The sequence below is a fragment of the Streptomyces yunnanensis genome (assembly GCF_029011865.1).
GTDB lineage: Bacteria > Actinomycetota > Actinomycetes > Streptomycetales > Streptomycetaceae > Streptomyces > Streptomyces yunnanensis.
In genome coordinates, this window is record NZ_CP095749.1 from 671,111 (window position 1) to 683,732 (window position 12,622).

Genomic DNA, 12,622 nt, shown 5'->3' on the forward strand with positions numbered 1-12,622 from the left:
CAGGCGCGACGTCGATGGGGGGAACCATGGACATCGCACTTCCGACCGACGACACCGGCAGCCCTGCGCGCTGCTGTGTGTTTCTCTCCGACAACAGGACCGGCGGCCCCGTCTCCGGGGCGTTGGCCTTCCTCGAAGCCCAATTGACCGTCACCGACGGGGGTTCGGGCAGCGACGTGGGAATCGCTGCCGGTACCGGGAATCCGGTACGGATCCCGTTGGGGCTGCTCGGCAGTGACCACGCCGGGTACCTCTCGTGGGACCTGGCGCCACTGTGGCGGCAGGCCCTGCAACTGGCCGAGCGGCCCGACGGCTCCACCGCCGAGGTCCGGCTCGCCCATGTGTGGCTGTACCTGGGCGGTCCGCTGCAGAGCGCGGTGGACGTCCTGGCCGAGGCCGACGAACGGGCGCAGGCACTGGTCCTGCGGCTCGGCGTGGACCGGGGCGGAGTCTTCACCGGCTCCGCCACCGGCTTCCCCGCCATGCAGTCGCCCTCCCTCCTGGACTGGTATCTCTCGCCGGGCTCCTTCGCCTACGTACCGGCCGAACTCATCGGGCAGGGTGGCTGCGAGACCCTGCTGCCCTCCAATGTGGCCACCCAGCAGTACCAGGTGCACCAGATCGTGACCGTCCCGCATCTCCTGGCCAACCTGGACTACGGCGCACAGTACGCCTCCGCGGCCGGGGACGGCGGTGGCACCGACTCGACCGGTGTTCCGGTGCCGATCGCCCTGGTGATCAGCTACGACGTCACCTGGATTCCGGTGGGGCACGGGCTCGGCCAGGTGACCTACAGCCTTCCGCTGGCGCCGGGCGAGCAGGTGCAGCTCGCGGTGGTGGACTGGTCGCGCACGTCAACGGACAGTCGGCTGGAGGACATCGCGCTCACCGATGACTTGGAGCACGCGCTCACCCGCGACCGGACGGTCGACGAGGTGGTCAAGGGCGCCGTCAACGAGTGGCAGCGCGGTGGGTCGGTGATGGCCGGGGCGGCCGGGGCGGCGTCGATGGGCATGTTCGGCGGCTCCGCCGCGATCGGCGGCGGCTACGCCACCACGACCGGCGACCGCAGCGTGTCGGCGGACACCGTGCAGAACCTGCACGACCAGATCCGCCAGCACTCCACCTCCGTGCGCGACATGCGCAGCACGGTCGTGGTGCAGTCCCGCCAGGCGGAGCACTCCACCGCCCAGACCAGGACCGTGCGCAACCACAACCACGCGCATGCGATGACGCTGCTCTACTACGAGGTGCTGCGGCACTTCCGGGTGCTCGTCGAGCGCGGCACGGTGCGGCCGGCCGTCCTGCTGCCCGCCGCGTCCCCGAACCTCGACGACGAACTGGTCATCGTCCGCTACCGCCGTCTCCTCCAGGCCGGGCTGCTCGACCCGCAGCTGGCCGGCGGATTCGACGCGGTGGAGAAGTACGCCGCCTGGCAGGAACTGCAGCCCGAGGTGCCGGTCCCGCCCGACCCGGGCAGCGTCGAGTTCATCCTGTTCCAGTTCCGCTTCACCATCGGTGATCTGTCCAATTTCCAGGACCGGGTGCCCACGACGGTCGCCCTGACCCAGCGGGCGCCGGACGGCGGTCAGAAGGTCACGTACCTGGTGCGTCCGCAGCACAGTGACTGGGACCCGGATCCGACCCACCTGCAGAACCCCGGAGACTTCCAGCACACCCACGCCATGGTCGATCTGGCCGGTGTTCCCCGCTCCGACGAACGCGTCAACTGGCGTGATCTGCGGACGCTTTCGGTGACCCTCACGCCGCCCTACACCGAGGGCCGCAACGACGACGTCGCCGTGGAGCACCTGGTCGTCACGGCCGTGGACACCGCGGGCAACACCCACCTCCTGGTGGACGAGCCCAGCGGCAAACTGTTCCAGAAGCCGTCCACGACCTGGGCCCTGGCGGTCCGTCAGGCACCGGAGCCGGCGCCGGCGCCGAGCCCGTTCCAACGGCTCGGCGACGAGGAGAACCTGCTCCGGATCCGGCTGCGCAGGCACCTGGTGCAAAACCGCGAGCACTACTACCGGCTGATCCGGCTCGGCGAGGACCCCAACGCCCGGTGGACGGAGCTGGCGGGCAGCAGTCTCACCGTCGGCGGCACCACGCGCCCGCTGTTCCAGGCCGTCGAGAACCGCGCCGTGGAGGTGCTCGGGGACGCCACGGCCTTCCCGCTCGATCCCGCCCTGTTCGACGGCTCGGGCGAGGGACGGGTACGCCTTCCGAAGGTGGATCCCGCCCGCAGTGAGCAACTGATCAGCCTGCCCACCCGTGGGATCTTCGCCGAGGCCAAGCTCGGCCACTGCAACTCCGCGGAGGTCATCGACAACACCCGGTTCTGGGACTGGCAGAAGTCGCCGGATCCGGACAGCGCCCCACAGATCGCCCCGGTGTCCACGGCGAGCCGCGAGGTGGTCGTCTCCACGACGCCCTCGGGGCTGCCCGCCTCGGCCGTGACCATCGTCCAGCCGCCGCAGGCTCCGGACCCGGTGGGGATGGCGGCGGCCCTGCAACTCCTCGGCAAGGGCGACATCTTCCGCGACGAGTCGATGCAGAAGGAGATCGCCGCGCTGCTGACCTCGCTCGCCAGCAACGCGGCCGGCCTCGCGGGCAAGAACCCCGGCACGCCCGGTACTTCCGGCACACCCGGCACCGGCTCGACGCCCGGCGGCGGGACGGGTACGGGCACTCCCGGCACCGGAACGGGTACCGGCCCCGGCGCTCCGTCCGGCGGCGCGGGCACCCCGGGCGGCGGTACGCCCGGCGGTGGCACCGGAACCGGAGGCACCACGTCCCCGGGCACCGGCGGAACGCCCCCCGGCACGGGCGGCACCCCGGGTACCCCCGGTCCCGGTACGCAACCCGGCACCGGCGACGGCGGCCCCGGCACTCCGAAGCCGCCCGCTCCCGCGCCGCACCCCACGCCACGGCCACCCGTGCCGATCGGCTCCGACAACCGGTCGTTCGTGTTCAGCTTCGCCCCGGTCAGCTTCGGCCCCAGCGAGGCGGACTGGGAGCGCGGCAGGTTCGCCGTCGCGATCTTCCAGGACGGCAAGCCGGTCCTCGGCCAGGACAATGTGGTGCCGGCGGCGCCCAGCATCATCCTCAACGGCAAGGTCGCCCTGGACAAACCGCTGGACATCGTGGTCGACGGCTCCTCCACCCACTGGGTGGCCTACCCCTCGATCTACTCGTCCGCCATGGCGGGCAACCCTGCCACCGTCGGTACGGCGCCCGGCATCCTGATCACCACGCATCTCGTCGGCAAGCTGACCCTCGCCAGTCTCGATCCCGGGCAGCGCAGCTACGTCTTCTCGATCCAACGGGACGTCAAGTTCACCTCGGTGACGCTGAGCGAGCAACAGATCCGCCAGCAGGGACTGGAGCAGGTGGTGTCGGGGCAGATCAACGCCAGCTTCGACAAGGTGATCTCGTTCGGCGCCGGGCTCAGCTCGTCGGAGACGTCGTCCACCAGCACAGGGACCACCACCAACAAGACCGACACCGTGCCGGTCACCTACTTCAGCGGACTGATGTCCATCAACCCGGTCAAGAGCTGACGACCCGCGACGGGGCCGGCGGCAGGTACGCCCCGCCGGCCCCGTCCGGAGGCGGTCAGCTCGGCTTGGTGCCGCACACCACCGTCGTCGGCATCCAGGGGCCGCTCCACCACATCCGGGCTCCCACAGCACGACGGGTGAGGCTGCGCATACCCAGCCGCTGCAGATCAGCGCCGTACTGGCGGGTGTTGCGGATATCGGCGACGACGAGGCGGCCACCGGGCCGGAGCACGCGGACCGCCTCCTCGATTGCCGAGGTACGGCCGGCCGGATCGGAGATGTTGTGCAGCGCCAGGCTGCTGACCACGACGTCGAACTGATCGGACTCGAAGGGGAGTTGCGTCATGTCGGCGGTGTGCAGCTCGATCCGGTCGGCCACGCCTTCGGCCCGCGCGTTGCGTTCGGTGGTGGCCGGGTCGTTGCCACTCTGGTCCTGGCTGCGCCACAGGTCGACGCCGTACGCGCGGCCGTCGGGGAGGCGGCGGGCGGCCGCCAGGAGCACCGCGCCCCGCCCGCAGCCCAGGTCGAGGACGCGCTCGTCCCCGCGTAACGCCAGTCGGTCGAGGAGCTTCTCCCAGACCACGAACTTGCCGCGGCGGGTCGTGTACAGGTACAGCCCCGCGCAGACGAGCGTCACGCAGCCGGCGAAGAGCGCCCAGGGCGCGGGGGTCAGACCGTCCACGGCAAAGGTGACGACGCCCCAGGCCAACAGCCCGATACCCATGGCCCCGTACAGCGTCGGTACGTAGGGGGCGTCCACGCCGTATTCGCCCTGACGCCGGGCGGCGGGCCGATGTGACGTACGGTGAGTCAAGATCGCTCCTTGTTGGTGGTTGGTGCCGTGACCGTGCCTCGACTGTGCCGCGGCCGGTGGCCGGTGCCGCACTCGACGGCCCGGTCGCGGCGGATTCCGACACTCGGGATTCCTCCACGGCGCATTCCCCCTACTGGACGCAGGAAGTGGCTGTGGAGTTCAGCGCACTGCGGACTCCCGATGCTGTGTGAGTCGACCCGAGTCCAGTTCCAGACGGGTGCCGGAGAAACGGGTGCGCAGGCGGCGGTCGTGGGTGACGATGACCACCGCGCCTCGGTATGCGGCCAGCGCTCCCTCCAGTTCCTCGACCAGGGCCGGGGCGAGATGGTTGGTGGGCTCGTCCAGCAACAGCAGGTCGACGGGTTCGCAGACCATGCGGGCCAGCTCGATGCGGCGTCGTTGGCCGTAGGACAACTCGTGCACTTTCAAGCGCAGGTCGGCGGGGCCGAACAGGCCGAGCGAGAGCAGCTGCGCGGTGTGCTCGTCGAGGTCGCCCCCGCGGCCGTGGGCGAATGCCTGCGGGACCGTCAGGCCGGGCGGCCAGGGGGTTTCCTCCTGCCGGAGGTGCCCGATCCTGCCCCGTGTGCGCACGGTCCCCTCGTCGGGCCGCACCTCACCCGCCAGTACCCGCATCAGTGTCGTCTTGCCCGCACCGTTGGGTCCGGTGACCAGCAGTCGCTCCTCGCCACCGATCCGCAGCGAGGGCACGTACAGGCGCTCTCCGACGCGGATGGAGGAGAGTTCCGCCGCCGGCCGCGACGGCCGGTCAACTGCGGCCTGCGACGGCTGGTCGTCGGAGGTGGTCATGCGGGCGGCGAACACCAGCGGGTCGGGCGGCGGCGCGACGGGGTTGGCCGTCAGTCGCTCGGCGCGCTCCTTCGCGTTCCGGATACGCACCATCGCCCCGTGGCCACGGCTACGGGAGCGGAAGGCGCCGTGGCCGAACACGGCGAACGGGAGCTTGCGCGGGATCGCCGCCAGTCGCGCCACGTTGGTGGCGGTCAGCTTCTGGTTGCGGGCCAGTTCCGTGCGCCAGTCCTCGTACTCCCGCAGCCTGCGCCGTCGTTCGGCGACCTTGGCGGCGAGGTAGCCGTCGTAGCCGTCGCCGTAGCGCGTCACCTTGCCCTCGGCGACCTCCAGGATCGTGGTGGTGACCCGTTCCAGGAACACCCGGTCGTGGGTGACCGCGAGCACGGTGCCGCGATGTGCCCGCAGGTGGGTCTCCAGCCAGTCGACTGCTCGGTCGTCCAGATCGTTGGTGGGCTCGTCCAGCAGCAGGAGTTCCGGCCGGGACGCCAGCGTGGCGGCCAGCGCGAGGCGCGATCGCTCACCGCCCGACAGTGTGTTCAGCCTCCTGTCCCGTGCCAGGCCCGGCAGGCCGAGCCCGTGCAGGGCAATGTCCACCCGGGCGTCCGCCTCGTAGCCGGCGCGCGCCTCGTACTGGGCGACGAGGCGGGCGTAGGCGTCCAGTGCGGCGGTCAGCCGGGCTCCGGCCAGGCACTGGAGCTCGGCCTCGGCTCGGCGCATCCGTGCTTCGAGATCGCGCAGATCGGTAAGTGCCACGTCCACGGCATCCTGGACGGTCGCCCCGCCGGGCAGCGCGATCGACTGGGCGAGATAGCCGATCCCGCCGGGCGCGCACACCGTCAACTCGCCATTGTCAGGCTGATCCTGATGTGCCATCAATCGCAGGAGGGTGGATTTTCCGGCGCCGTTGTCGCCGATGATGCCGGCACGTTCGCCGGGCTTGAGGGTGAAGGACACCTCGTCCAGCACGACATGGTCGTCGTAGCGACGGGTGATGTTCTGAAGGGATAGCTGTGCAGTGGGCATGGGAAAGTCCCCTGTTCTCGGCCGAGCCGAACGCAACGGGTGAGGAACGCATCCGTGTACGCCAGGACGCCCCGCGGCACGCCGGACGAACGGCATCGCGGGAGAAGCGCAAGCACGGATGAGAACGCGCGCCAGCGGAGCCGGGCTCAACGCGGCGGCGGGGGGACTATCACAGGGAACCCATGCGTCACACCGTAGATCGGGTGACTGTGCGCCTGCAAGCACTTTCCTCGGCGAGGTGCCGGACCAGGAACAAAGGAAGGAACCGACTCCCCCTCGTGCGCAGGCAGGCGGCGTGCGCAGGCAGGCACCACCCTGGCGGGCGTTCAGTCGACGGTCGGCCAGTCCCAACCGAGTTGGAGGAACAGCCCCAGCCGGTCGGACACGCCGCGGATCTCGCTGATGCGGCCGTCGGCGACGGTGAAGACGAAGATCGCTTCGTTCTCGAAGCTGCGGCCGAACTCGGCGTCGAGGCAATGACGCTCTACCACTACCTGCCCAACAAGGCGGCCCTGCTGGACGGCCTCGTGGAGCGAGTGGTCGCGGCCGTTCGACCGTCATTCGACGGGCCGGCGGGCGAGTGGCCGCAGCATCTGCGGGCCTTCGCGGTCGCCTTCCGGGACGAGCTGCTGCGGCACCCCGGCGTGATCGTGTTGATCGCCACCCGCCCCGCCCGGTCCCCCGCCGCCCTCAAGGCGGTCGAGGACACCGCCGCCGCACTCGGACGCGCCGGAATCGCACCGCTCCAGGCGCTGAGGATCGTCAACTCCGTGGCCACCTTCGTGATCGGCCACTGCCTCGCCGAGGCCGCCACCACTCCGGGGCACCCCGAGCAGGTCACGGACGACGTACTCGATCTCGTGGCCTTCCCCACCCTCGCCGCCGCCGTCGAAGCCGGACTGGGCACCCCCGCAGACCACCAGGCGCGCTTCGACCTCGCCCTGGATGCCCTGTTGTCCGGCCTCTGCCGCTGACCCTGTCAGCCGGGCCCCGGCCGACGCCGGGGCCCTCAAGGCCCTTGGCTGCTCGGCCTGCTGACGTGCCGACCTGCTCTCGCGCGTACGTGGGGAGGGACGGAACGCTGCTTACCGGATCCAAGGGTTCGCGCTGGCGGCTCTGTTGGGAGACCGCTTGGCGGGCGGGGCGAGGTGAGCGGCCGCCACCGCGGTCGTGAGTCGAGCGGCCCGAGCCGCGTGGAACGGCGTGGTGCTCACCTCTTCACTCCCCGCCGCACTGCCGGCGGCATGGTCCTCTGGAGCAGTGTCGTGTTCCGCCATGATCCTCGACCTTTCTGGCCGCCCCTCGGCGCCAGCCACATCCTGCAGCCCACACCGGTACGCTGACCGGGAAATCAGTTAAATTCCCCCGCACGCGCAGCCTTGGCCCGAACTCCCGCTCCCCCCGCGTGCGCCGGCCGCGCCTACGGCCGGCCCGGGAGCGGTCCGAGCCCCGGGAACGTTCGCGCCGCCTCAGCGGACGACCTTGATGCCGAAGTGGCCGCCGAACTTCTGGCCGAGGCCGAAACCGATGGCGGAGTGCATGTGGGCGTACATCTCCATGCCGCGGGCGCAGACCAGGGGGCCGAGGTCGAGGATGTCGTTCCACCCGTAGGACTTCAGCAGGTCGACGGTCTGCTGCTTGGCATCGGCGTGCTCGCCGGCGACGAACATGGTGTGGTCGCCCCCGCCGATCGCCTGCGGGTCGACCACGGTGGACTGCTCCTGGGTGACGAAGGACTTGACGACCTTGGTCTGCGGCAGGGCGCGTTGGATCTGCTCGCCGAGGCTGTCGGTGTCGCACGGGTCGAGCTTCGGCATGACGCCCCATGGGGTGGGCCAGGGATGCTCGCTCCGGTGCTGGTAGACGAACGGCACGGCGTAGTCGATCAGGGTCTTGCGGGTCAGTTGGTCGGCGCTGGCGGTGAGCGTGGCGACGGCGTTGTGTCCGTCGATGCCGTTGATGACCAGTTCGGCGGCGGCCGCGGCCGCGCCGAAGGGCAGCAGGGTGAGACCGGGGTGGTCGGCGAGGAACTGTTTGTAGGGCGGGTTGCCCATCATGTCCGGCTCGGTGCGGGCCAGGGTGGCCTCCGGGTCGCGGGTGCCGACGAACACGTCGTGGCCGAGTTCGGCGAGTTTGGCGGCGTGCGCGCGGCCACCGCCGCCGGTGCCGAGAACTGCGATCTTCATGGCGAACCTTCCGTTGCGATCTCGCGGGCGGAGCCGTGCTCGGACCGGTTGCGGCCGCTCTTCGTCCCAGGGCTGCCGGCCGTGGAACACGTCGCCATCTTGATCACTGCTCGGTCCCGCGGTGGCCGCCGCGAGCCGTGAACGCCCTCTTTCACCCGGGCAGCCGGCGAATCGGCGTTCCCGAGCAGCGGGAACGGCGGACACTCACGCGCCCCGCTGGTGCACCAGGCGTCGGCGGGGGTGCGCAGGCATCCGGCCGTACCGGGGCGGGCGCCGTCCTTCCACCGGGCCGCGCAGCACACCTCCGTCGTAGGTCTTCCTTCTGTGCCTTCCCTGGCGCAGAATCCCAGCGACCTGCCGACCCACCGCCACCGACCGCCCGATCACCAAGCCGCAGACAGTCCCGGCCACGCCCACAGCCACGGCCACAGCCACAGCCACAGCCACAGCCACAGGGCACAGTCGCAGCCATTGGAGGCCGCCATGCGTCTACGCCGCGTCGCCACGACCGTCGTGCTCGGCGTGGCCCTGGTGTGCGTCGCCCCTGCTTCCAGTCCCGCCGTGGGGCGGGAAGTGGCGGGAGCGGCGGGGGTAGCGGGTCCAGCGGCAGGGGCGACCGCCGGGCACGGTTCGGCTGCCGTCCTCCGGGCTGGGCAACCGCCGGCCTCCCGGCCCGGTGCGGCAGCCGCCTGGCCCGTGCCCACCGGCACCGTCACCGCGCCCGACGGCCGTACGCTCTTCACCGACCGGCAGGGCCGGGTCCTGCGACTGCGCGGGCTCAACCTCGGCAAGACCGACACGGTGACCGAGGAGCGCATCGCCGATCTGGCACGCGACGGTTTCGGCCTGGCGCGGCTCAACATCCAGTGGGAGAAGGTCGAACCGCACCGAGGGCGCTACGACACCGGCTATCTGCGCTACCTCGACCACATCCTGGACTGGGCCGACCGCTACCGGGTGCTGGTCCTGATCGACTGGCATCAGGACGTCTACGGCCCGGCGTTCGGCCACAACGGCATCCCCGCCTGGGCCACCCGCACGGACGGCCTGCCCTTCGAGCCCAACCCCGACGACTGGTTCGCGGACTACTTCCAGCCGGCCGTTCAGGCCGCCTTCACCCACCTGTACGACGACGCCGACCTGCGCGCCGCGCAGGGGGCCGCCTACGCCAAGGTCGCCGAGGTGCTGCGCGGGCACCGTTCCCTACTGGGCTATGACCTGTTCAACGAACCGTTCGGGCCGGTGCCCGGCGACCCGACCGACCCCCAGGACCAGATCGACGCCTCCGCCGCCTTGGAGCAAGGCCGCTTGGCGGACATGTACCGGCGACTGATCCGCGCCGTCCGCTCCAGCGACCACGACGCCTGGCTCTTCCTCGAACCCACCGTCCTGATCGGCCAGGGCGTCCCCACCAGCCTGCCCGCCTTCGACGACCCACGGCCCGGGGCGGACCGGCTCGGCTATGCCCCGCACTACTACGACACCGCCGTCGAATCGGGCGCCGACTGGGACCCGTCCTCGCGCTTCATCGAGCGCTACGAAGCCGCCGTAGCCGACTACCCCACCACCAACCGGCTGCCGGTGCTGGTCGGCGAATGGGGTCCGCCGCAGGCCACCACACCCGGCAACGCACAGCTGATGCAGCGTCAAGTGGCCTCCATGGACCGCTTCGCCGCGGGCTGGGCCCTGTGGTACGACTGTCGCGCCGACAACGGCGGCGGCTACTGCGCCTACGACCGCAGCGGCGGCCCCGCCCCCGGCAAGGAGCCGGCTTTCGCCCCGTACGCCCCTGCGGTGGCCGGCATCCCGGACTCCGAGAGCTACGCCCCCACCCCTCGGACCTACACGCTCACCATGACCGCGGACCGCGCCACTCGGCGTGCCTGGACGGTGCTGTCGCTTCCCGCGACGGCCTTTCCCCACGGTGCCCGGGTGTCCGTCACGGGCGGCGGCCCGGCAGTGGTGGTGGGCGCCGGCGGCCCCGGCCGGGCCGGCCTACTGCTGCCGACGGCCCCGCCGGGTGCTGCGGTACGCGTGACGGTGACCGCCTGCTGAACCGCTGAGCGGAGGGTGCGCCGACGGCAGCGGCCACGTCTCTTGGGTGACGGCGTGGCCGCAGCGCGGCCCGCGCTCAGAGCTGTACCACGGCCTTTCCGGTGTTGCGGCCGTCCAGCAGGCCGAGGAAGGCGTCGACCGCGCCCGTGATGCCGTGTTCGACGGTCTCGCGGAAGGTGATCTGCCCTTCCGCCAGCCAGGAGCCCATCTGCCGGGCGAAGCGCGGGTGGAGGTCCATGTGGTCGCCGACCTCGAAGCCGCGGAGGGTGAGTCGTTTCTTCACCAGCTCGATCATGTTGCGCGGCCCGGGCGGTGGCTCGCTGAGGTGGTATCCGGAGATGGCGCCGCACAGGGCGGCCCGACCGTCCAAGGTGAGGGCGTCGATGGCGGCCTCCAGGTGGTCGCCTCCCACGTTGTCGAGGTACACCTCGATGCCCTCCGGGGCGGCCTGTGCGAGTTGGGCGCGCACGTCGCCGGCCTTGTAGTTGAAGGCGACGCTGAAGCCCAGTTCGGTGGTCAGGTACGCCACCTTCTCCTCGGATCCGGCGCTGCCGATGACCTCCTTCGCCCCGAGCAGCCGGGCCATCTGACCGGCCAGGCTGCCCACCGCGCCGGCCGCACCGGAGATGAACACCCGGTCGCCGGGCTCCAGTTGGGCAATCCTGGTGAGTCCGACGTAGGCGCTGAGCCCGGTCATCCCCAAGGCGCCGAGGAACGCGGAGTCGGGCACGCCGGGCAGGCGTTCCAGGCGGGTGAAGCGTCGGGCCGGGGCGACCGCGGCGGTGCGCCAGCCGAGGTCGCTGAGCACCAGGTCGCCGGGGCTCAGCCCGGGCGCCCGTGAGGCGACGACCATGCCGACCGCTCCGCCCGTCATCGGTCGGTTCAACGGGTAGACGGGCACGCCGGGTTGTGCGCTCCCCATCAGTACCCGCATGTAGGGGTCGACGGAGAGGAAGCTGTTGCGGACGAGCACCTCGCCCTCGTCCGGCGCCGGTAACTCCCGCTCGACGAGCCGGAAGTCCGCAGGCTCCGGGCGCCCCTCCGGTCGGCTGCCCAGCTGCCATTCCTGCGCGGTGTATGTCATACGGCGCCGCCCTCCGGGTGGTCGTTGTTCGCGTTCACCCTCGGCGTCGGGGCAGGTCGACCGCGGACGTGCCGCGGTCGCGCAGCGCCCTACGCGCGGGTGATCAGGTCGTCGTGATCACCAGTTTGCCAGTGGTGCGGCCGGTTTCCCCGAGTGCGTGCGCGGCGGCCGCCTCGGCGAGCGGGAACGTCCCGGCGATGTGCGCCACCAGCTTGCCCGTGGCGGCGAGATCGGCGATCGCGGTCATGCCCGCGTGGTCGGCCTCGACCAGGAGCGCTTCGACCCGTACCCCGCGCCGGGCCGCCTCGGCATGCAGTTCCTGCCCCCTGAACTTGATGGTGACCAACAGGCCGCCGGGGCGCAGGGTGGCCAGGGACCGGTGGCCGTATTCGCCGCCCATGGCGTCCAGTACGACGTCGACGTCGCGGACCGCTTCGGCGAAGTCCACCGTGCGGTAGTCGATCAGTTCATCGGCACCGAGGCCACGCAGGAACGCGTGCTTGCCCTCGCTCGCGGTGCCGATGACGTGGGCGCCACGGGACTTCGCGATCTGCACGGCCAGGTGGCCCACCCCGCCCGCGGCGGCATGGATCAGGACCCGTTGGCCGGGCTGGACGTTCGCGGTGTCCACGAGCGCCTGCCACGCGGTGAGCGCGGCCAGCGGGAGGGCGCCTGCCTGGACGTGGTCGATGCCGGCAGGCTTGCGGGCGAAGGCCCGTGTCGGCCCGACGACGTAGGTGGCGAAGGAGCCGTGGCCGTGCGGGTAGGGCAGCATGCCGAACACCTCGTCACCCGGCTTGAACAGGGTGACTCCGGCTCCGGTCGCCTCGACCACTCCGGAGACGTCCCAGCCCAGGACGAACGGGGGCTCGGGGAGGAACAGATGCGGACGGGAGCGGTGGAGCCAGTCGGTCGGGTTGACGCCGGCCGCGTGGACGCGGATGAGGAGCTGGCTCGGGCCCGGTTCCGGGCGGGGCAGCTCGACCTCCCGCAGGACTTCCGGTCCGCCCAGGGCGTCCTGGCTGATCGCGCGCATGGTGGGTGCTGAGTTCATGGTCCCAGGCTGCCGTCGCCCGCCCTCGAA

The 12,622-nt window shown here is 71.3% G+C and carries 9 protein-coding genes; 3 read left to right on the plus strand and 6 right to left on the minus strand.

All coding sequences use genetic code 11. From position 1 onward, the window contains the following. The first annotated feature begins 26 nt into the window (after positions 1-26). Positions 27-3,566, plus strand: coding sequence for a hypothetical protein (locus MOV08_RS03005; protein ID WP_275306070.1), 3,540 nt, complete (start codon positions 27-29; stop codon positions 3,564-3,566). A 55-nt stretch (positions 3,567-3,621) separates the two neighbouring features. On the opposite strand, the gene MOV08_RS03010 is transcribed toward MOV08_RS03005, so the two are convergent. The 3 genes from MOV08_RS03010 to MOV08_RS03020 form a co-directional block, all read right to left on the minus strand. Then, complete coding sequence (locus MOV08_RS03010; protein ID WP_052286448.1) at positions 3,622-4,380, minus strand: class I SAM-dependent methyltransferase; 759 nt, start codon at positions 4,378-4,380, stop codon at positions 3,622-3,624. A gap of 159 nt (positions 4,381-4,539) precedes the next feature. Further along, complete coding sequence (locus MOV08_RS03015; RefSeq protein ID WP_275306072.1) at positions 4,540-6,213, minus strand: TlrC/CarA/OleB/SrmB family ABC-F type ribosomal protection protein; 1,674 nt, start codon at positions 6,211-6,213, stop codon at positions 4,540-4,542. 326 nt (positions 6,214-6,539) lie between these two features. Continuing rightward, entirely contained in the window at positions 6,540-6,704 is a 165-nt protein-coding gene (locus MOV08_RS03020; protein ID WP_275306073.1) for a nuclear transport factor 2 family protein, read from the minus strand. Here MOV08_RS03020 and MOV08_RS03025 point away from each other — a divergent pair. Further along, on the plus strand, positions 6,690-7,187 hold the full coding sequence (locus MOV08_RS03025; RefSeq protein WP_078875356.1) for a TetR/AcrR family transcriptional regulator C-terminal domain-containing protein: 498 nt from the start codon (positions 6,690-6,692) through the stop codon (positions 7,185-7,187). The genes MOV08_RS03020 and MOV08_RS03025 overlap by 15 nt on opposite strands. 495 nt (positions 7,188-7,682) lie before the next feature. Here the strand turns inward: MOV08_RS03025 and MOV08_RS03030 are convergent, their stop codons facing one another. Beyond that, a complete protein-coding gene (locus MOV08_RS03030; protein WP_039629285.1) occupies positions 7,683-8,399 on the minus strand; it encodes an NADPH-dependent F420 reductase in 717 nt (238 codons plus the stop codon). A gap of 696 nt (positions 8,400-9,095) precedes the next feature. On the opposite strand from MOV08_RS03030, the gene MOV08_RS03035 reads away from it, so the two are divergent. Continuing rightward, on the plus strand, positions 9,096-10,454 hold the full coding sequence (locus MOV08_RS03035; RefSeq protein WP_275306075.1) for a cellulase family glycosylhydrolase: 1,359 nt from the start codon (positions 9,096-9,098) through the stop codon (positions 10,452-10,454). Positions 10,455-10,530: 76 nt separating this feature from the next. Here MOV08_RS03035 and MOV08_RS03040 read toward each other — a convergent pair whose 3' ends face one another. Both MOV08_RS03040 and MOV08_RS03045 read right to left on the minus strand, forming a co-directional pair. Continuing rightward, complete coding sequence (locus MOV08_RS03040; RefSeq protein ID WP_275306077.1) at positions 10,531-11,538, minus strand: NADP-dependent oxidoreductase; 1,008 nt, start codon at positions 11,536-11,538, stop codon at positions 10,531-10,533. Between the two features lie 103 nt (positions 11,539-11,641). After that, the gene (locus MOV08_RS03045; RefSeq protein WP_275306079.1) at positions 11,642-12,592 is read right to left on the minus strand and encodes an NADP-dependent oxidoreductase; all 951 of its coding nucleotides are present in this window, start codon (positions 12,590-12,592) and stop codon (positions 11,642-11,644) included. Between the last annotated feature and the right edge of the window lie 30 nt (positions 12,593-12,622).